This is a genomic window from Chitinophaga jiangningensis (assembly GCF_900142605.1).
In the GTDB taxonomy this organism is placed as follows: domain Bacteria; phylum Bacteroidota; class Bacteroidia; order Chitinophagales; family Chitinophagaceae; genus Chitinophaga; species Chitinophaga jiangningensis.
In genome coordinates this window covers 225,194-248,087 of sequence record NZ_FRBL01000005.1, presented here as the reverse complement: position 1 = coordinate 248,087, position 22,894 = coordinate 225,194, and the positions used below count along the sequence as shown (strand labels likewise).

Here is a 22,894-nt window from a genome sequence, read left to right as displayed (position 1 = left end):
TTTAATTACCTTTACGCCCTTACTAAATTGAAAAATCCACATGTGGCAACGCTTAGCCAGCTTTGTGCTCAAATTTCGCCTAACACTATTATTGTTATTACTGGTTACAACTGGCGTGATGGCCTGGTTTGCCAGTAAAGTGCAGATGTCCTATGATTATGTGGCCACTATTCCGCATGATAACCCTAAGTATCTTGAATTTCAGCAGTTTAAGAAAAAGTTTGGGGAAGATGGGAACATGATGGTGCTGGGGGTACAAACCGACAAGTTCTTTCAGAAAGACTTCTTTCACGATTACATTCAGCTCAATAAGGATATCAAAAGTATCCATGCAGTGGAAAATATCCTGAGCGTACCTTCCGCTATCAACCTGGTGAAGAATGACAGCACCAGAAAGCTGGAAGCAGGGCTTTTGTTTAAAGGGGATTTATCGGGGCAGCAGGAGATTGATAGTCTTGCCAATGTGTTTAACACTTTACTGTTTTATAAAGGGTTGTTATATAATGCCGAAAGCCATGCTTATCTCATGGCTATTTATGTAAACAAGGATGTGTTCAATTCGCCGAAACGTACGGCTGTAGTGGATTCTATCTATAAGATTACCAAAGCATTTGAAGAAAAGCAAAAAACAACAGTGCGTTTGAGCGGACTGCCGCTGATTCGTACAGTCATGGCCGTTAAGGTGGCGGATGAGCTGAAATTGTTTTTGAAGATATCATTCCTGCTTACGGGATTAATTCTCTTTTTATTTTTCAGATCCTTCGGGGCAGTACTGATGTCGATGGTGGTGGTAGCCATTGGCGTGATCTGGTCTGTTGCCACCATCGTATTGATGGGGTATAAGATCACGTTGCTGACTGGTTTGATTCCATCATTAATTGTGGTAATTGGGATTCCTAACTGTGTTTATTTTATCAGTAAATATCATACGGAGTACGCGAAGCATAATAACAAAACGAGAGCGTTGGTACGCATGATTCAGCGGATGGGTATTGTAACGTTGTTTACCAATATTACTGCTGCTATTGGGTTTGGGGTGTTTTGCTTTACGAACAGTGCTATTCTGAAAGAGTTTGGTGTGGTAGCCGGTGTGAACATCATGCTGATATTCATGATTTCTTTTGTGTTTTTGCCGAGTGTATTGAGTTATTTGCCAGCGCCTAAAACGAAACATATTTCCTATCGTGAAAATGGGTTCTTCACTAAAGTGCTGAACCTGTTGGAAACGTTGGTGTTCAAATACCGCAAATTGGTATACGCGGTGAGTGCAGTGCTGGTAATTTTATCCATTGTGGGCATGATGCGTTTGCAATCGGTAGGTTACATGTTAGATGATATTCCGCATACGGACAGGTTATACACGGACTTAAAGTTTTTTGAGAAGAATTTTAAAGGGGTGATGCCATTGGAGATAGCAGTGGACACGAAGCGTAAGAATGGCGTGGTGAATTTGCAGACGCTGGGGAAGCTGGATCAGCTTACGCTGCTGATAGCGGCGCAGCCGGACTTTGCAAGGCCGTTGTCGGTGGTGGAAGGTATCAAGTTTGCAAAGCAGGCGTATTATAGTGGCGACAGCAGTAACTATGCCGTACCTAATCAGTTTGACCTGGGTTTCCTGGCGCCGTACCTGCGGATGAAGGCACCAACAGGAGCTGGTGCGAATACTACATTTTCGAAGCTGGTGAATTCGTTTATGGATAGTACGAAGCAGGTGGCCAGGGTAAGTGTGAATATGGCTGATGTTGGGTCGAGGCGTTTGCCGGAGTTGCTGGATTCGCTGCGGCCTAAGGTCAATGAAATTTTTGATAGCAGTAAGTATAACGTAACGTTTACCGGTACAAGTGTAATTTTCCAGGAGGGGACGCGATTTATCATCAGTGGTTTGACGGAGAGTATTGTGCTGGCGTTTGTGTTGATAATGGTGTGTATGCTGTATTTGTTCCGTTCGTGGAGGATGGTGATTATATCGTTGATTCCGAATTTAATTCCGCTGGTAGTAACGGCTGGTGTGATGGGCTGGGTAGGTGTGCCGCTGAAGCCTTCTACGGTGTTGGTATTTAGTGTGGCATTGGGTATTGCGATAGATGTGACGATCCGTTTCCTGGTGAATTTTAAGCAGGAGTTGCCGCATCATGATTTAAATATCAGTGCTACTGTAAAGCAGACGATTCATGAAACCGGGTTGAGTATCATTTATACTTCGTTGATTTTGTTTGCCGGCTTCATGATCTTCAGTTTTTCAGAGTTTGGTGGTACGAAGGCGTTAGGATGGTTAACCTCTTTAACCTTGATTGTGGCGATGATTACGAACCTTACAATTCTGCCGGCACTGTTGTTGTGGATGGAGAAGGCTTTGTTGAAACAGGCGAAGAAGAAAGCGTTATGGAAACCGCTGGATGAGGAGGAGGATATTGCTATAGATCAATTGGGTGTGGGCGATAAGGACTAGGAAAGTCTGGTCATATAACTAATCTGCTGAATGCAGTGATTACCGTTGGTAGTCACTGCATTTTTCGTTTTTGGGGATGTTTTTCTACAGGCCATGCTAAACTTTTAGCTAAAGCGGACAAAAAAAGTGCTTAAACTAATCTAGTAAAAATCGCTTATCCGTTTTAATTACCGTTCATCATAAAACTGTATATATCCACATAAAAAAATGAGAGGTTTATAATGCCATTCTAACCACTAGTTCATGAAAAACAAATACTTAAAGGGCGCTCACCTGAGTGAGCGGAAATTTAAGGAGATCCTACGGCTGTTCGCCGATGATCTGACAGCCACGCAGATAGCGAATATCAGTGGCGTAAGTCGGGTAACGATCAATAGTTACCTCAAAAAGTTAAGAGGCCAGATCGCGCGTTATTGTGAAACGTTGCATCCTGTGTCTATCCCTGTTGCTGCATTGTTTGAACGGGAGGATTCCCGTTTGGACCAGGATGATGATACCCTGGTCGCAGTGCAGTCCGATGTTGACAAGGCTGTAAGGCCTGTTATTTTCGGCATTGTCAAAATTGCTGACCGGTTACACACCGAATTACTACCTGATGTCAGCCGTTCCATGATTCATGCTGCCACCCGTGGCAGGTCTGTATTGGAGAAGATTAACACGACGGAGCGTTTGCGCAATTATTCCGGCGTGGTTGATCTGGGGCAGTATCGCCTGTACAGATTAAGCAGCAAGCCTACTGATGCATCCGGAACCCCTCAGATGGATGAGGTGGATGCTTTCTGGGGCCTAACTAAGCATCGTTTAGCCAAGTTCAAGGGGCTGAACAGGAATACTGCTTATTTACATTTAAAAGAATGTGAGTTCAGATTTAATTATCGTGGAGATGATTTGTTCACGGTTTTATTAGAGATGCTGAAATCATATCCACTCACTTTATCCTGATTTTTTCACCTAATGGCATTGACCCGGCCGAGCGTTTCGGCCGGGTTTTTTTGTTTAACCCTGTTTGTTAACTGTTTAACAGTTGTAAATTCTTCTATTTTTCAGGTTATCTTTTTTCAACATACTTTCCTTGAGTATTTATAAATATTTAATTATCAAGATATAAATGTAAAGTGATTAATATTTATATGTTAATGAAAAGTTAAAGCCTTGTTATCGGGTTGTTATTTGCAAGTTGCAACCTTTAAATTTTTGTTAATAAAGTCTATATTTACAGTCTGATTGGAAAATTATTAAGGAAACTGCTTGTGAGAAAAAGGATAACTACTTCTTTGTGTGATTTATTGAAATAATCACAACAAAGAAGTAATATTCTTGGTAATTGTCAACTTTGTGAACTCGACCATGCCATAGAAACCTGTGCATTCTCCACAACAATTTATTCAGTAAAAACCGAACCTGCTATTTAACCAGGGGTACTGTATCATTTGGCTCTTTTTAGAGCTCAGACGTAGCTTTTTATTTTAAAAAGATAGATAACAACAACGGAAACAAAACATGCTTATGAGGAAAGTATTAGTTCTCCTCCTGGCCGTGTTGTCCCTTGCCGGAAATGTATTCGCACAGGGTCGCACAGTTACGGGGAAAGTTACTGATGCTCGGGACGGCTCTCCTATCCCGGGTGTAACCATTCAAATTAAAGGTACCAACAAGGGTACTACTTCTTCTGTGGATGGTACTTACAAAATTGCAGTTGATGCTAATGCCGTATTGGTATTCTCTTTCGTGGGATATGCCAACCAGGAAAAGCCAGCTGCCAGCGACGTGTTGAACGTGAAACTTGGTGCTGACGACAAGCAACTGAGCGAAGTGGTGGTAACAGGTTATACGGTAGTAGACCGTAAAAAACTGGTAAGCTCCATTTCTGAAGTAGGTTCCAAGCAACTGGAAAACGTACCTATGCCGGATGTAAACCAGCTGCTGCAAGGCCGCGCCCCTGGTGTGGTATCTTCTTCTGGATCTGGTCAGCCAGGTGCTAAACAAAGCATCAGCATTCGTGGTATCGGGTCCCTGAGTGCGAGCGCTGATCCTATTTATGTGATCGATGGGGTGATTATTAATGCTGGTCAGGTGAATGAGGTAACTCAGACACAGAGTACTGATATCATGGCCAACATCAATCCAAATGATATCGAAAGCATCAACGTATTGAAAGATGCATCCGCTCTGGCGCTGTATGGTGCCCGTGGTGGGAACGGTGTGATCGTCATCACTACCAAAAAAGGTAAAGCGGGTCAGTCTAAAGTAGGCTTTAAAGCGCAGTATGGTTTCAATATGCCTAGCTTTGGCAACTGGAAGCAAATGGATGCCCAGCAGGCTTTTAACTATAAACGTGATGTGTATCGATTGAATGGCTTCTCTCAGGAAGATATTGAGGCTGCTGTTCCGGATTCATTATTGAAATACGCAACTGATTGGAGAGATCTTGCTTTCCAAAATGGTAAAACTCAGAATTACGAAATCAACTCCAGCGGTGGTAACGAGAAAACACAATACTACCTCTCTGGTGGTTATTTCAGCCAGGATGGGGCTATGATCAACTCTGGCCTGAAGCGTTATTCCGTTGTATCCAATGTGCAAAGTAAAGTTAGCGACAGACTGGATGTAGGTTTGAACCTGAACCTGTCTTATGCTGATATCAATAATGCCGGTGCCGGTAACCGTTACAGCAGCCCGCTGCTCGGAAGCTTCGCAAATAGTCCGCTGTTGCCTGCTTACAAGCCTGACGGCAGTCTGTACACCGGTCTGGAAGACTTGTGGCAGAATACCTCCAATACTGGAGACAACTTTGTGTACTCTTCTGCACTGAACACTAACCGCGTAGAAAACCTGCGTATACTGGGTAAAATGTACCTGAACTACAAAATTTTTGACTGGATGAAATTTGGTCAGAACATATCTGTAGACTATGTAAGCGCACAGCAGAAATCTTTCCAGGATCCGACTACCGGTGATGGTTATAACTTCTCTGATCCTAATCAGAGTGGTAGTGTGTACCAGGCACAGCGTAATCAGAGAACAATCACTTCTCAGACTTCTTTGAGCGGTAAGTTCAACGTGGGTCAAAAGCACCTGTTTGATTATCTGGCATTAATGGAATATGCTCCAACCCACTTTAACTCATTTAATGCGGAAGGTGTAGGATTTGCTACTCCTAAAACCCCGGTATTGGACGCTGCTGCAGTTCCACTCGGTGTTGGTGGTACGCAAACTGACAGTCGATTCCTGTCTTACCTGGGTCAGTTGAACTATACTTTCAATGGTAAGTATTATTTCACCGGATCATTAAGAAGAGATGGCAGCAGCCGTTTTGCACCGGGTCATAAATGGTCTAATTTCTACTCTCTGGGTGGTTCCTGGCGTATTATCGACGAGAACTTCATGAAGGATCAGCATATCTTCTCCGATGCAAAACTGCGTGTGAGCCATGGTACCTCTGGTATTGCGGGTGGAATCAGTGATTTTGGATGGATGTCTATTTATGGTTACGATGTGGCGTATGGTGGATCTCCTGCCAGTCGTCCAACTGAGCCAGGTACCCCTGACCTCACCTGGGAAAAGAGTATTTCCACCAACGTGGGTCTGGATATGGGATTCCTGAAAAACAGACTGACTGCTTCTGTGGATCTTTACTACAGAAAATCAGTTGACCTGTTGCTGAGGAACCCTTTGCCGCCGACAAGCGGATATCCTGATCGTCTCGTAAACTTGGGAACTATGGCCAATAAAGGGGTTGAAGCAAGTATTTCTTCCCGCAATATCGATCATAAAGACTTTCAATGGTCTACTGACGTGACTTTTGCTTATAACAAAAACAAAATTCTGTCAATGGGTGGTGCTGCTGATGTGAATCCTCCTACCAACTCTGACGGGACTACTTACACAGGAACTATTCACCGTGAAGGTTTGCCTGCATACAGCTGGTACCTGAAAGAGTGGGCTGGTGTTGATCCAAACAATGGCGATCCATTGTGGTACAAAGCAGATGGTACAACTACCAACAATATCAATCTGGCTAATTACAGAGTTTTTGGTACTACCATGCCCAAAATTACTCTTGGCTTCAATAATACCTTTAATTATAAAAACTTCACACTGTCTGCATTTATATATGCCTCACAGGGTAATCAGGTAATTAATGGTACTGCAAGATATGGTGATGCTGATGGCGGTCGCCTGAACTGGAATTATAATGTGGAAGCCGGCGAAAACTACTGGACTACCCCAGGTCAGAACGCCAGCAGACCTAAACCAATTCCTGGAGGTAACAAGAACTCTGCGGCATTGTCTACCCGTTATCTGGAAGATGGTTCCTACATCCGACTGCGTAACGTAGTACTGGGTTATAATGTGCCTAAATCCTGGCTCAATGCTGCTAAGATTCAGAATGTTCGCCTGTATGTGCAAGCACAGAACCTGCTGACTATCACTGGCTATTCTGGTGTTGATCCGGAAATCGACAATACCGGTTATGAGTTCTTCAAATACCCGGTTAACAAAACTGTAAGTTTTGGTGTGGATATCACTTTGTAAAAATTAATGGAGTTAACAATTATGAAAAAATTAATTATAGCAATAGCTGCAGCAGGGGTGTTTATGCAGGCCTGCAACAGCAAACTTGATATAAACCCATCTGATTCGGTTTCGTCAGACGAGGCACTTTCAGATTATTCTGGCATTACCGCTGCACTCAACGGGGTATATGATGTATTGCAGCAAACTGAATACTATGGTCGTAACTATCTGGTGATGACTGAAGCTAATGCGGACAATATCTACATTGCGGCTAGCAACAGTAACAGGTTTCTGAGCAGCTTCAGACATGATTATGCTAGCGTGGATGCGGATGTAAGAGATTTCTGGTCAGCGGCTTATACCGGTATTATGCGTGCTAACAGAGTACTTGAAGCAGTAGATGGTATTTCCGCTACGCAGGAGCAGAAAAATATAGCCAAAGGCGAGGCCTTATTTTTACGTGCCTTGATGCATTTTGACCTGGTGAATGTATTCGCCCGTCCGTATGCGCAGGGGGGTGGCAGTCAGCCTGGTGTTCCGCTGAAATTGAAATATGTGATTGATCAGCCTGCCCGCGCTACCGTTAAGGAAGTGTATGATCAGGTTATTGCTGATCTGGTTCAGGCGAAGGAGCTGCTGAGTGGCGTTGGTGAAGCCACAAAAAATCACGCCAGTAAATATGCTGCTGAGGCGCTGTTAGCCAGAGTGTACCTGCAGAAAGGTGACAAAGCTAATGCGATTGTGGAAGCGACTAATGTGATCAATGCAGGATTTACCCTGCAGCCATCTGGTGTGGACTATTATAATGTTCCAAATAGTAATGAGGAAATCTTCACACTGATTTACCAGGATGCAGAAACAACAGGTTCTGATAACCTCGGTAACATGTATCAGAAACCTGGTTATGGTGATTTTCGCGTGTCTCCGGATTTGATGAGTACTTTTGATGCTGCTGACAGCCGTAGGGTTTACTTTGATAAGCTTGGTGATGAGGATGTAAACAGGAAGTTCTCTGGTCAATCTGGTAAGCAGGGAATGACCAGTCCTAAACTGCTGCGTTTGGCTGAAATGTACCTGATTCGCGCTGAAGCGAACAGTACCGCTAATCCTGCTGCAGCCATTGAGGACGTGAATGTTATCAGGGAAAAAAGAAACCTGGATAAGCTGACCGGTGTAGCACCGGCTGCTGTGCTGGATTCTGTACTGGCTGAAAGCCGTAGAGAGTTCATGTTCGAAGGACATCGTTATTTTGACCTGATCAGAAATGGCAGAGGAGTGAACCGTAATTTCTGCGGCAGCATTCTGGCAATTAAGGCGCCATGTACTATTGAAGCGAACGCTTTTAACATAATCTGGCCAATTCCTGAAAAAGAGAGGAACACCAATCCAGGCATCGAGCAGAACCAGGGTTACGAATAACTAGACAAGCATGTTGTAACTATAAAGAGTGCTTCGCTACGGCGGGGCACTCTTTTTTAATGCCTATTTAACAGAACTTTATAATCAAATAGTTTGTTTGTTTAAATAAAAATTGTAGGCAATTTGATATTCTGATAAGGATTTATTTTATATTTGGTTAAAGGAAACAAAGTTTGAATTTTTCTGTTATTAACCTGTTATTTAACATTTATTTATTTCAAATCATATGATAAAATAATTAAACCTGTATAACTGCTAGTCACAGTTATATAGGTTCTAATGGTTAATGTTTATGAGAGCTTAACCCTGTTAGCTTATGAATATTTTGTAACTACTAGTCACAGTTATGAAAGAGTTAATGTGGTTATGCCTTGATAAGTTTCTAGCCTGCAATCTTCTTTTTATTAGTCAATCAAAACCAAGTCGCTTATGAAAAAAGGGCTACTACTTTGGCTGCTCCTGTTTGGCTGCATAGTAAACGCAGTCGCACAGCGAACGATCAGCGGAAAAGTTAGTGATGCAAAAGATGGCTCTGCTATTCCCGGAGTTACTGTTGTGATTAAGGGTACAACAAAAGGAGTGTTCACCTCTGGTGACGGTACTTACAAACTTAATGGAGTAGAAAATGGAGCCACACTGGTGTTTTCTTTCGTGGGTTATCTTACCAAAGAAGTACCAGTTGGTGCCGGCAACAGCGTTGATGTAGCGCTGGAAGCCGACAAGAAACAACTCGGAGAAGTTGTTGTGACCGCCGTCGGTCTGAAAAAGAATGAGGCAGCACTGGGATATTCTGTATCCACAGTAAAACCTGATCAGATTCTTCAGAAATCTGAACCTGATATGTTAAAAGGCCTGCAAGGTAAAGTTGCAGGTGTGGACATCAGGACCTCTCAGGGTACGCCAGGTGCGGCTACCCGTATCCAGATCCGTGGTAATACCTCGTTTTTTGGAAACAACCAGCCACTCATCGTTGTAGACGGCATCCCGTACAACAATGACCAGGTAACCACTTCTTCCCAAACCTCCGGTGGTGGTGCCTATGGTAGCGGTCTCTCTGCACTCGATCCAAATGACATTGCTTCCATGACTGTACTGAAAGGTGCTGCTGCTGCGGCACTGTACGGATCAAGAGCATCAAACGGTGCGGTAGTAATTACTACCAAATCTGGTTCTTCTAGCCTCTCTAAACGGAAAACAGAAGTAACCTATTCTTCTTCTATTGCATTTGAAACTGTAGCCAGTTACCCTAAATACCAAAATACATATGGTGCAGGTAGTAACTTTAACTACTCTGGTGTTTCGAATGGTTCCTGGGGTGCTAAATTTGGTTCCATTGACTCAGTTACTGTATGGGCGCCATACTCCGACGCCTATCCTGAGTTATATCCTCCAGGGTCTAAAATTCCTTACAGGGCTGTACCGAATAACGTAAAAGACCTGTTTCGTACTGGCTTTATCTCTGAAAATTCTATCAGTGTAAACGGCGGAAATGAGAAGTCTTCTGTAAGTGCAACTGCCTCTTATATGAGTCAGGATGGTTATGTACCACACTCTGACTTCAACCGGGCCAGCCTCGCGGTAGGTGGTATCACCAGGCTTACAAATGGCCTGAATGTAAGCGGTAACTTCAGTTACAGCACTACCAACCAGTTGGGTTCACAGTTCGGCGAAAACCAGATCGATGGTGCGGCTTCTTCCTTTGCCCGTAACCTCTTCCTGGCCAGAAACTGGGATATTGCCGGTTATCCATATGAGGATAAAAACGGTTACCCTGTTCAACCGCTCTATTCCCAGTTCGATAACCCGCTTTGGTCATTCATTCATAATACCGTTAGCACAAGAACCGACAGGTATGTTGCTGGTTTGAAACTGAACTACGATATTCTGCCATGGTTCAATGCCAGCTATCAGATTGGTACTAACGTAAACAACCTGACACGTAAAGAAATCATTGACCTTGGTTCCCGTGGTGCAGAAGGTTTAGGTCAGATCACCGAACAAAACTATCGTTTTGCAGAAATCGAGTCCAACCTCATTGGAACCTTCACGCCGAAGCTTAAAAATGAAGATTTTGGATTCAAGGCTATCATTGGTCATAACGTGAATCAACGTACCACCAACTCGGTTGTTAACATCGGTAAAGGTATTGTTGCACCTGGTATCTATAATCTCACTAATACCAAAAGCGTACTTCCAAATGAAGATGTCCTGATTCAAAGAAGGCTCTGGGGTATATTTGGAGAAATTGACCTCGACTATAAGAAGTGGTTGTTCCTGACTTTGACAGGTCGTAACGACTGGTCTTCTACCTTGCCCAAAGCAAATCGTAGCTACTTCTATCCAAGTGCTGCTGTTTCCTGGTTATTCACGGACGCGCTCAAAATTCAGAGCAGTTGGTTTGACTTCGGTAAACTTCGTGCGAGCTGGGCTAAAGTGGGCCGCGATGCAGATCCATACAGCCTGCAAAACATCCTGTCAGTTAACGTGCCATTCCTGGGTCAGTCAGGTGTAATTCAGAACCCTGGTGCCGGTAATCCAAACTTGAAACCAGAGTTCACTCAGGATATCGAAGTAGGTGCTACCTTGGAATTCCTCAGCAGAAGAATTGCTTTAGACTTTGCCTGGTATTCCAGAAAGTCCACCAACCTGATTGCACCAATTACCCTCGCTCCAACCTCTGGTTATACCACTTTCGTGGATAACTATGGTGAGATTACCAACAAAGGTTTTGAAATTGACCTGAACCTGGTTCCGGTTAAAACAGAAAGCTTTACCTGGAATCTCCACTGGGTATTCGCAAGAAACGTAAACATGGTTACAAAGCTGAGAGAAGGTGTTGATCGTCTTCGTTTGGCAGGTGTACTGGATGGTATCAGCCCATACCTGGAAGCAGGTAAGCCTTATGGTTATCTTAGAGGTACATACGATGCACGCGATGCCCAAGGCAATCTCCTGATTGACCCTAGTAGTGGATTACTCATCCCGGCTGGTGATCAGAGAATGATTGGTAATCCAAATCCTGATTTCAAAACAGGTTTGACAACCAGCTTCAATTACAAAGGCGTTTTCCTGAATGCTTTATTTGACCTCACAAGAGGTGGCGATATTTACTCCGTAACCGTGAGCAGCCTGCTGGGGCGTGGTGTAACCAAAGACACAGAAGATCGCGAAAAAATGATCATTCTGCCAGGTTACTACGGTAATGTGAATAATCCCGGCGAAGTGCTTAAAGATGATAAAGGTGCGCCAATCCCTAATAGTACACCAATATCTGTATTTGATGCTTATTTCGGAGAAAGTTTCGCTATTAACTCTGCTACCGAATGGAACGTTTACGATGCGACAGTGTACACACTGCGCGAAGTAACTTTAGGATATGATTTTCCTAAGTCCATGTTCAATAAAACATTTATCGGCGGTTTAACAGTGACACTGACTGGCCGTAACCTGTGGTACGTAGCACCTGGTATGCCAAAATATTCCAGGTTCAACCCAGAAGTTGGTAGCTTCGGTTCTACCAATACACAGGGTATTGAACTGTCTGGTGCACCAACTACACGTCGCTTTGGTTTCAACGTGAGAGTGACTTTCTAGTATTCATGAAAAAAAGACTATCGATGAAAAGAATTTGCATAATACTGTTAGGAGGACTTTTAGCAACGGTTAGTTGTAAGAAAGGCTTCCTTGACATAAACACAGACCCGAATAACCCGTCGAAGGCGACTTCAAGCCAGCTGCTGACTGCAAGTGAGCAGGGCCTCGCCTATGCTATGGGGTTCAGTAACCAAGGCCGAGGTGCAATAGGTTTCACCGAAGTGCTGTCAGTTTATATGCATCAGGTAACGGTGCGCGAATCTCAGGACCAATATGGAGCATTGGGTGATCAGTTTGATATCAATAATGCCTGGACGCAATTTTACAGTGCGCAGAGTAGCGGGTTTGGCTATGTAGGTTTTCTGGAGAATACCAATGTGTTAATCCGTCAGGCAGATGCTGAAGAAAACCACGTTTTTGCCGGTATCGGTCGTATTATGAAGGCGTATGGTATGAGCCAGATGGTGGACCTCTTCGGTAACGTACCCTACACTGAGGCAAACCTGTTCTATCTCACTAAAAACGGTTATCCTAAATTCGATGACGGTGCAACCATTTATCCGGAATTATTAAAAATGCTTGATACAGCTATTAATAATCTCGCACAACCTGGTGGAAACTCACTGTTACCAGATGGGGATGATCTTTTTTACGGTGGTGATGTGGACAAATGGACGCGCCTGGCATATAGTATCAAGTTGAAATTGTTGGTGCAGCAACGTTTAATCAAAGACGTATCAGCAGATGTAACAGCATTATTGAACAGCGGGAAACTGCTTGGAGAACTGGCGGATGGCTTTATGATGTCTTATGGCCCAAGCAATTCGCCTGATGATAGAAATCCAGGTTTCAACGATTACTATGCTACACAGCGTTCTCATTACGTGAGCCCTTGGTTTTATTCTATCTTGAAAGGCTATAACCCAAGACTGTTCACTGGTATTGAGGACCCTCGTATTCCGTATTACTTCTATAATCAGATTAAGACTACTGATACCACAACTGCTGGTGTAGGTAATACCGATTACAGAGACAGTGCTTTCGTTTCTATTCTCTTTGGTTCTGTAGGACCAAACAGAGACAGATCCAATGATAACAGTATTACTGTTTTCGGGATCTATCCTGTTGGTGGCCGTTACGACGATAACTACAAGAACTATAATATGAACGCTCAGACGAACGTGAGAGGAGTATCTTCTGCAAGCGCCACTGGTGCTGCTCCTCTGCGCTTACTGACTTACGCAGACGTATTATTCCTGAAAGCGGAATGTATGAATGCAGGATTATATCCTGATGACGGAGGTGCAACCTTGAAAAAGGCAATGGAAGAATCTTTCCTGCAGGTAGATTATGTTGCTGGCAGAGCGAATAAAAACCAGAATATTCCTAAGCTCGCTGGAGCAACTGCGGTAAACAATTATATCAACCAGATCATGGCGTTGTATAGTGGTGCATCAGCTACTGGCAAACTTGAGATTATTATGACACAAAAATGGATACAGAGTTATGGTTTCAGTTGTGATCAATATACTGATTATCGTCGTACTGGTTATCCTGTTCTGTTTGATCCAAATGATCCTACTCAGGCGCCTGGTGGAAGATATCAGCCTCCTATCCATGGTGATCCTACTCGCGGCGCCGCTAGTCAGCCTTCCGTAAGAGTTGTGTTAGGTAGAAAATATCCTGTTTCATTGCCTTACCCAGCTGATGAATTAAACGTAAACAGAAACGCCCCGCCGCAGAAACAGCCTGATGCTGCTTATGTTTTCTGGGATAAATAGCACCATTTAAGCATTAAAAAATTGTAAGTATGAAGAATTCAGTAACATTGATATTAATGCTTCTTACGGTCTGCATATTTAGTTCCTGCCGTAAGAACGATAATCCAAAGCTGCCGGATAATATTCGGGAAGGTGTATTGCCACTGTTTACTCAGACAGCAGGCAGTGCTAATCTCAATAACATCAGCACATTTACAGCAACATTTGATCTGGACTACTATTTTAGGAATGCTTTAAAAGCTACAAAAGTGGATATATATGCTGCTTACGATGGTGATTACGAGCATACTCACCTTATCCAGGCAAATGTTACGTTACCAGCTAAAAACATCACTGTAACAGGTGCACAGTTAATAGAATGGTTTGGTATTAATCCTGCGCAACTTGTTAAGGGTGAGTTTATCGAAATAGGTGCAGATATGACGCTGCCTGATGGTACATTAGTAAAAGCATTTCCATTCTACATAGATAGTGATGGTAATATGCAGGCAATTGCACCATATAGTAGTAACTCATATGGGATGGCAGGTTCTAACCCATCTTTGTATTGGGAGAAAAAGAATTAGTCCTTCACTAAGCTTAGCAATAATAATTAAAAATCCCGGCTGTAAGACACAGCCGGGATTTTTGTATTTTACCGTTCCTAAAAATTATTTAACGGCATACTACATTCTCATAGGGGATTCTTTAAGATTTTTCAGCACACATTAATCTTTGTAAACTGATTATAAATCAATATGTTGTTTATATTAACATTTCTTTAAGTTAAATTATGTTAAATTTTTACCACTAAAATGTTAGGGAATACAAAACCATTTACATTATATTTGTTTGATCATTGCGAGATGATACTCCTTTGATGTCGAAATCTAATATTGCTTATTAAGGGAATAGTTTAGTAGTCTAAAATGCTTATGAGGAAACGAATCGCCAACGAGTTCTCCATTACTTTATAGCAACCATAGTCCTTCAAACCTGACGCGAGGCTTGTTAATTCTTTTATTTGCTTAAAAGAAATACAAGGTCCGGGAGTTAATGGTATTGTTATGTGCTTATGTCAGCAAATAACCACTAGAAGTAGCGAAGTAAGTTTAGCTTAAGATGATAGAAGATTCAACCGAATTTGAACACAGTAGTATTTAATCACTGTTAAGGAAACATGATGGTAAATGTTATGCTTGTTTAGTATTCCAATGTAGCCCGCAGTAGCAGGGTTTGCAGTTACATGATATTGTATTTGGTGACAGTAACAAAAAAGACACGCGGAGTGTCTAAGGGCCATGCCATGCCTATACCACAACCAATTACGGACGTTTTACTTTTTATTGTCTAATCAAAATTGCTTATGAAGAAAGGATTATTCCTCGGGCTGCTCGCGGTCCTCAGTGTCTTCCAGGCACTGGCGCAATCCAGAACGATCACAGGTAAGGTAACCGATGCAAAAGATGGTTCACCACTTCCTGGCGTTACTGTAAAAATCCCTGGTACCAATATCGGTACATTAACCTCTCCTACTGGTGAGTTCAAGATTCCTGTAGATGCAAAAGTTGGAACATTGGAGTTTTCCTTTGTTGGTTATTTATTGCAGAAGGTAAACGTGACTGGTAAAGCTACCGTAAACGTGTTACTGGAAGGCGATCAGAAAGCATTAAGCGAAGTAGTGGTGGTAGGTTATGGTACACAGGAGCGTAAAAACGTTACTGCTTCCATCGCCTCTATCAATGGCTCTGCGTTGAAAAATACAGCAGCTCCCGCAATCGACCGTCAGCTGGCGGGTCAGGTAGCAGGTGTACAAGCCACTGTAGCAAGCGGTGTGTTAGGGCAACCTGCACGTATACGCATCCGTGGTACAAACTCCCTCAGTTCTGGTACAGATCCTCTGTATGTTATTGACGGAGTACCTATCATGACCGGCGACCAGAGTGGTGTTACCCCGTATAACCCACTGGGCGATATCAACCCTAACGATATCGAAAGCATGGAAGTTCTGAAAGATGGTTCTGCAACTGCCATCTACGGTTCTCGCGCTGCAAACGGTGTAATCCTCATCACTACCAAAAAAGGTAAACAAGGTAAAGCAAAACTGAATTATGATTCATGGTTTGCCTCTGCCTCCCCATCTAAAAAATTCGATCTGCTGAATGCTGATGAATTCATCACTATCGCAAACGAAAAATATACTAACGCAGGTAAAGCTGCTCCGGCAAAGCCTACTCCCATCCCTGGTGGTAACGGTAACTACGATACAGATTGGCAGGATGTTGTAACCAGAACCGGTTTCCAGCAAAATCACAACCTCTCTATCAGTGGCGCTAACGAAAACACTAACTACTACGTGTCTCTCGGATATGCAGATATGAAAGGTATGCTGGTTGGTAACGACCAGACGAAATACCAGGTGCGCATGAAAGTGGAGCAGAAAGCACTGGATATCGTAACCCTGGGTGTTAACTCTGCGGTTTCTTACGTTACCAACAACGGTTTCAATACCAGCGCTACAGGCCTGTCCGGTAGTATCACCAACTCACTGCGTGCACTGCCTAACGTACCTGTAATGTGGCCTGACGGCACCTACAATATCAACCAGCCAGCGAACCTGCTCGGTGCCGGCGCTAACCTGGTGAACATTGCAGACAACTACACTAACATCAAATATGTACTGGACAATAACATCTACCGAAATAAAAACCTGAACTTCACTGGTAATACTTTCGTAAACGTAGAAGTTATCAAAGGACTGAACGTGAAATCACTCGTAGGTATCAACCTGCTGAGCGGTGAAGATTACCAATACTGGAATCCAATCCATGGTGATGGTAAAAGCAGCGGTGGTTATGCATTCCAGCAACAAATCCCCAGCTTCCGTTACAACTGGGTAAACACTATCTCCTATAATAAAACATTCGGTAAACACAACATCAATGCGGTTGCCGGTATGGAGATTCAGAAGAGCAGAGAAAGATACTTCTATGGCCAGGCAAATGGCCTGAGCAGTACTTTCTTCGGTGAAAATAACCTGATCTCTAACAGTTACACTACACAGAAATCTGGTGGTGGAATCGTGGAAAGAGCATTCAGATCTACTTTTGCACGCGTAGGTTATTCCTATAAAGATCGTTACATCTTATCCGGAACCTTCCGTAGAGATGCGATTTCTGCACTGCCTCCGGGCCACCAGAATGCAAACCTGCCAGGTGTATCCGCCGGTTGGAGACTGTCTGAAGAAGACTTTTTCAAAGGTGGCAGCATCAGCAATATTGTCAGCAACCTGAAAATCCGTGGTGGATGGGCTAAAGTGGGTAACGTAGACATTGGTGCATATCCATATGTTGGTTCTTACAAAGCATCCGTATACGGCGCTAACGGTGGTTTGACTTACAACAACGTGTACAATCCTAACCTGACTTTTGAAACCAGTAAGAAAGTTAACATCGGTTTCGACCTCGGCCTGCTGAGAGATCGTATCACTGTAACTGCTGACTATTTCAAAAATAATATCGATAACATGGTATTGTCTGCTCCTGTTGCACCTTCTCTGGGTGTTCCAAGTGCCGGCGCTCCTAACCAGATCAACCTCAACGTAGGTAAGATGTACAACCAGGGTTATGAGTTCTCTGTAAATTCTACCAACATTCAGAAAGGTGACTTTACCTGGACTACTTCCTTCAACGTAACCTTTGTGCAGAACAGAGTTGAGGCACTGGTTAACAACCAGGACATCACTAAGAACTACAACGTAACCAGCGTGGGTCGTACCATCGGTGAGTTCTACGGTTATGTTTCTCAGGGTGTAAACCCTGCAAATGGTAACCCACTGTGGCTGAAAGCTGACGGTACTACCATTCAGGGCGATATCGCTACCAGCAAGTACAAGAAATACGATCCAACCCATCCTGAAGACGTATCACAGGCTGCAGCTGCATTAACTGCAACGGATAAACGTTTCCTGGGTAAATCTACTCCTACTTACTATGGCGGTTTGAATAACACTGTTTCTTACAAAGGATTTGATTTCAACGTATTCTTCTCCTTCGCAGGTGGTAACAAAGTGTACAACATCACTCGTCAGGAAGCACTGAACAACCAGAAATTCCTAAACAACGGTAAAGAGATCCTGAATCGTTGGACTACTCCTGGTCAGCAAACAGATGTACCAAAACTGTGGCAGGGTTCTGACAACTTCGTTCTGCAGAATGGTAACCTGAACAGCCGCTTCCTGGAGAAAGGTGACTTCATCCGCGCACAGAACATCGGCCTGGGTTATACCTTCCCTAAAGAGTGGATACAGCACGCAAAACTGAACAATGTTCGTATCTACGCACAGGTACAGAATGCGTTCGTTATCACTAAATACACTGGTGTGGATCCTGAGTTGAACTACAACGTTTCCGGTCAGGCAGGTAACATCGAGCCAGGTCTGGATTACAATACTTCTCCTGTTCCTCGTACCTATACAGTTGGTGTAAACATTGGTCTGTAATCTTCTGAAAAAAACTAATTATGAGAAATATATTCAAGTATCAATATAAAAGATATGTAGGTCTGGCGCTTGCTGCGGGTATTGTGGCTGGCTTGACTTCCTGCTCCAAATTCACAGAGCTGAAGCCTAAAAACCAGGTGGATGAAAATGTGGTGTTCACAGATTCTTCTTATATCGAGCTGGCATTAAACGGGGTGTACAACGCTGCTACCGTAGGTAGCTACAATGATACCTATTCAGGTCGTGGTTATCCTTTTGGTGCTGCTGCCATTGAGCAGGATGAAATGCGTGGCGAAGACATGGTGAACCTCGCTACTTTCTACGAGATCACTTACAAGGCACAATATTCTACTACCTCCGCCAACAACGTGGCCATGTGGGTAAACCTTTACTCGCTGATTAACCAGGCTAACGTGTTTATTGAAGGTATCCAGGCTGCGGCTGCGAAAGGCATTATCAGCGCTGGTAAAGAACTTCAACTGGAAGGTGAGGCAAGATTCCTCCGTGCCCTGGCGCACCACGAGCTCCTGATTCATTTCTGCCGCCCTTATGCTGACGGAAATGGTGCTAAAGCAGGTGTTCCTTATCGCACGCTTGCTACCAATACAGTGGATAAAATTCAGAAAAACCTGAGTATGCCAAGAGGTACAGTAGCTGAAGACTATACTCAGATTCTGACTGATCTGGATTTTGCTGAAAAGAATCTGAGCGCTACCAGCAGAGCATTCTCTAAAGCTACCCAGGGTGCTGCCATTGCACTGAAAACAAGGATCAAACTGCACATGCAGGATTATGCAGGTGTTATTGCGGAAGCTGCCAAACTGGGTGCTGATAAACCTGCTCCTACCAGCAGCATCAATTCCTATGCATTGGCTGCTGATGTAACTGCGCCTTTCGCCAGCTATGGTAATAACAACAACACGGAATCAGTATTTTCTATCGCCAACAGCGTAGCTGCTAACGGTGATGTGAACGGTGCATTGGCTCCAATGTTCGGACCAACCAGTACCAGCGGCCGTGGCCTTGTTGGTATGAGTCCTAACCTGTATAACGCTAAGTTCTTTGCGGCGGATGATGATCGCAGAAAACTGATGATCAGACAAACAGGTGCTGCTGATGTGGCGAAATATGTATTTTCTGCTAAATACACCGATTATGCAAACAGAAGCGACTGGGCGCCAATCCTCCGTTATGCAGAGGTATTGCTGAACGCTGCGGAAGCGTATAGCCGTACAGGTAATAATGTTCAGGCCTATAACCTGCTGAAGGTAGTACACAACAGATCCAATGCAAAAGCTGATCAAACCTCTCATCTGCCGGATGTGATGCCTGGTACAATTACTGACCTGACACTGGCTATCCTGAATGAGCGTCGTGTGGAATTCTTTGCCGAAGGTCGTCGTTGGCCTGATCTCCACCGCCTGGCGCTGGATGCAAAATATGGTAAAGGTGGTATCCCTGCGAAAGTGGATCCTGCTGCGCTGAAAATTGACGGTTCTGACTACGATGTAAATAAAACAACACCAGTAGCTACCGGTATTGCTGCCATCGAGTACTCAGATTACCGTTTCCTGTGGCCTTTCCCAGCTACAGAAACTGCTTCCAACCCTACGTTGAAAGCTGCTCAAAATCCTGGTTACTAATGGTTACACTGTATTTAATAGTGAATTAATAGATAATAATCAGTAAACGAGAAAGGGTGTACCGTGATAAGCGGTACACCCTTCTTGCTTTAATAGAGCAACACGTAACAACTTCGCTTCGTGTGCTTTCCTATCTCCATAAAAAAACTCCCGGTGGTAATTTCCACCGGGAGTTTTACATCTCTATATAAAAAATTTATTTCAGTACTTCCCTGAGTTTAGCTTCCAGTGCAGGACCGCGGAGATTAGCCGCAATAATTTTACCCTGCGGATCAATCAGGAAGTTAGCAGGAATGGCGTTGATACCAAAGGTAGTCACCACTGCAGACTCCCAGAATTTCAGGTCACTCACCTGGGTCCAGGCCAGGCCATCCTGTTTGATCGCTTCTACCCATTTATCTTTGTCCTTATCCAGGGAAACACCCAGGATGGTGAAGTTCTTATTTTTATACTGTTGGAAAGCCTTTACCACATTAGGGTTTTCGCCACGGCAAGGTCCGCACCAGCTGGCCCAGAAGTCCACCAGCACATACTTTCCACGGAATGAGCTCAGGCTCACCATTTTACCATTTGTATCGGGCAGTGTGAAATCAGTAGCGGTTTCACCGATTTTAACAGCGATTGACGGTTCTTCACCACCTGCGGCATCGCCACCGGCGCCCTGCATTTTCTCCATTTCATCCACTTTCCCTACCAGGCTTTTCACCAGTGTGTTCTCAGGGAAACGTTTCTGCATATTGGTAAGCACCTGCCTGTGACCGAGGATTTCGCCGGCGTCACGCACCTGGCTGATCGCAAACACTGCATTTGCAGGATATTTGGTTTTATCGGCAGTAATAAAGAAGTATTCTTCGAACTCTTTCTCTTTACGTTGCAGCTCTTCCACTTTCGGATGGAGGATACTATCCGGAGTTTTGATGCTATGGAGGCTATCCAGCGTGCGCATTTCTTCCGTGAGCGCGATGGACTGCTTGCTGATGCTGGCCAGGAACTGGTGCAGTTCAGCAGTAGATTCAGAACCTTCTACTTTCAGGTTGTCGAGGTTATCCAGGTCACCTTCCAGTTTCATATCACCGGCATCCAGGGAAAGGATGATGAACTTGCCGTTGCTGAAGCGGATGCGGTAAAGGCCCTGCTCCGGCACCATGCCTTTGAGACTGAATTTACCACCGGCATCTTTAACATTGGTGGAGTCCACCACTTTAATATCTGTGAGGCTAAGCTGCTCCAGTACTACAGGTCCAACAGGCAGGTTGGTCAGTTGCCCGTCAATCTTGAATTCTCCCTTTTCCTGCTGCTGACCGGCGCAACCTGCAAGGAAAGCGGCGGCAGACAGCCATAAGAAGTATTTTTTCATGCAATCAGTTTTTAAGTTTCATTATCTGCAAGCCCTCAAATTAGGTTAAATTCATGGATTGGCCTTAACCCTTCAATTTTTCGGCCAGCAGTTCATTGGTCAGGCGCGGGTCAGCCTTGCCTTTGGAGGCCTTCATGACCTCTCCCACAAACAATGCCAGTAATCCTTTTTTACCACCGCGGTAGGCGGCTACCTTGTCAGGGTATTTCGCCAGCACTTCATCGATGATAGGCGCAATGTTATCGGCATTGTTATCCTGGATGAGATTGAGTCTGGTAGCGATTTCCAGTGGCTCGGCAGGATCGCTGATCATTTCCGGTAAGATACGGGAGGAAGCAATGGAGAAGCTTACTTTTCCACTGTCTACCAGCGCGATCAAGCTGGCCAGGGCAGCTGGTTGCAGCGGGAACGCGGAGATGTCGGCCCCCTTTTCGTTGAGGTAAGACTTTACGGGTCCCAGGAGCCAGTTGGCCGCCGCTTTGTACTGGCTGGTGGTGGCGATCAATGCCTCAAAATAATCCGCCGTGGACTTATCATCACAAATCACGCGGGCGTCATATTCAGGCAGGTTATACTGTGTGATATATTTTTGAATCAGTTCCTCCGGTAAAGCCGGTAAAGTGGCTCTGATAGCGTTGATGAAATCATCGCTGAGGTGAAATGGCGCCAGGTCAGGCTCGGGGAAATAGCGGTAATCATTGGCTTCTTCCTTGGAGCGCATGCTGAAAGAGGTGCCGGTAGCGGCATCAAAGCTCCTGGTTTCCTGCACAATGGTGCCGCCGGTTTCCAGCAGTTCCACCTGTCGCTTTACTTCCAGCTCAATCGCACGTTTCACGTTGCGGATGGAGTTCATATTTTTCACTTCCACCTTGGTACCCAGTGTGGTAGCTCCTTTCAGGCGGATGGAAATGTTGGCATCGCAGCGCATACTGCCTTCTTCCATGTTGCCGTCGCAAACGCCGAGGTAGCGCACGAGGCGGCGTAATTCGGTAAGGTACTGATAGGCTTCTTCGCTGGTATGCATATCCGGCTCACTTACAATTTCTACAAGGGGCACGCCGGCGCGGTTCAGGTCTACATAGCTGTAGGCAGGGTCCTGGTCGTGCAGGAGCTTACCAGCATCCTCTTCGAGGTGGATGCGATTGAGTTTGATATCGCGTGTGCCCGCATCGGTGGTGATACGTACGTATCCGCCGTTGCAGATAGGCGCTGTATGTTGGGAAACCTGGTAACCTTTGGGGAGATCAGGGTAAAAGTAGTTTTTGCGTGCGAAGTAGTTATCTTTTTCTATTGCGCAATGGCAGGCCAGGCCCAGCTTAATAGCATACTCGGCGGCTTTTTTGTTCATACGGGGTAATGTACCCGGATGAGCCATGGTAATAGGACTGATATGCGTATTAGGGGCTCCGCCAAAAGCGGCACTGTCGCTGCAGAATAGTTTGCTTTCTGTCAGCAGCTGGGCATGCACTTCAAGCCCTATCACGGTTTCGTATTTACTGTAATCCAAGAGGTGACATTTTAAAAATTCCAATAAAATAAAATCGAAAGCAAATCACCACTATAATTGCTTGCTGATTAACGCAAATATATTCAAATAATGCTGTGTTTTCGGGCAAATTCCTGCCCGGAAAATGGTAAATTCGGCTATATCAA

11 protein-coding genes are annotated in these 22,894 nt (G+C 44.4%); 9 read left to right on the top strand and 2 right to left on the bottom strand.

What is annotated here, in order from left to right:
- The first annotated feature begins 40 nt into the window (after positions 1–40).
- The 9 genes from BUB18_RS13910 (at position 41) to BUB18_RS13870 (ending at position 19,884) form a co-directional block, all read left to right on the top strand.
- Positions 41–2,449, top strand: a complete 2,409-nt coding sequence (locus BUB18_RS13910) for an efflux RND transporter permease subunit (protein WP_073081913.1) — start codon at positions 41–43, stop codon at positions 2,447–2,449.
- A gap of 243 nt (positions 2,450–2,692) precedes the next feature.
- Positions 2,693–3,391: a hypothetical protein gene (locus BUB18_RS13905; protein ID WP_073081910.1), complete on the top strand. Its 699-nt coding sequence runs from the start codon at positions 2,693–2,695 to the stop codon at positions 3,389–3,391.
- 564 nt (positions 3,392–3,955) lie between these two features.
- Positions 3,956–6,985, top strand: coding sequence for a SusC/RagA family TonB-linked outer membrane protein (locus BUB18_RS13900; RefSeq protein WP_073081907.1), 3,030 nt, complete (start codon positions 3,956–3,958; stop codon positions 6,983–6,985).
- Between the two features lie 21 nt (positions 6,986–7,006).
- Entirely contained in the window at positions 7,007–8,386 is a 1,380-nt protein-coding gene (locus BUB18_RS13895) for a RagB/SusD family nutrient uptake outer membrane protein (RefSeq protein ID WP_073081904.1), read from the top strand.
- Between the two features lie 429 nt (positions 8,387–8,815).
- A complete protein-coding gene (locus BUB18_RS13890) occupies positions 8,816–11,980 on the top strand; it encodes a SusC/RagA family TonB-linked outer membrane protein (protein ID WP_073081901.1) in 3,165 nt (1,054 codons plus the stop codon).
- Between the two features lie 23 nt (positions 11,981–12,003).
- Positions 12,004–13,761, top strand: coding sequence for a SusD/RagB family nutrient-binding outer membrane lipoprotein (locus BUB18_RS13885; RefSeq protein ID WP_178372140.1), 1,758 nt, complete (start codon positions 12,004–12,006; stop codon positions 13,759–13,761).
- Positions 13,762–13,790: 29 nt separating this feature from the next.
- The gene (locus BUB18_RS13880; RefSeq protein ID WP_073081897.1) at positions 13,791–14,327 is read left to right on the top strand and encodes a hypothetical protein; all 537 of its coding nucleotides are present in this window, start codon (positions 13,791–13,793) and stop codon (positions 14,325–14,327) included.
- 779 nt (positions 14,328–15,106) lie between these two features.
- Positions 15,107–18,241 (top strand): SusC/RagA family TonB-linked outer membrane protein, encoded by a 3,135-nt coding sequence (locus tag BUB18_RS13875; RefSeq protein WP_073081895.1) that lies wholly within the window; start codon positions 15,107–15,109, stop codon positions 18,239–18,241.
- Positions 18,242–18,261: 20 nt separating this feature from the next.
- Entirely contained in the window at positions 18,262–19,884 is a 1,623-nt protein-coding gene (locus tag BUB18_RS13870) for a RagB/SusD family nutrient uptake outer membrane protein (protein WP_073081894.1), read from the top strand.
- 196 nt (positions 19,885–20,080) lie between these two features.
- Here BUB18_RS13870 and BUB18_RS13865 read toward each other — a convergent pair whose 3' ends face one another.
- Together BUB18_RS13865 and gatB are read right to left on the bottom strand one after the other, a co-directional pair.
- Positions 20,081–21,241 carry a TlpA disulfide reductase family protein gene (locus tag BUB18_RS13865; RefSeq protein ID WP_073081892.1) on the bottom strand — a complete coding sequence of 387 codons (1,161 nt, stop codon included), beginning with the start codon at positions 21,239–21,241 and terminating at the stop codon, positions 20,081–20,083.
- Positions 21,242–21,305: 64 nt separating this feature from the next.
- Positions 21,306–22,748: an Asp-tRNA(Asn)/Glu-tRNA(Gln) amidotransferase subunit GatB gene (gene gatB, locus BUB18_RS13860; protein ID WP_073081890.1), complete on the bottom strand. Its 1,443-nt coding sequence runs from the start codon at positions 22,746–22,748 to the stop codon at positions 21,306–21,308.
- Between the last annotated feature and the right edge of the window lie 146 nt (positions 22,749–22,894).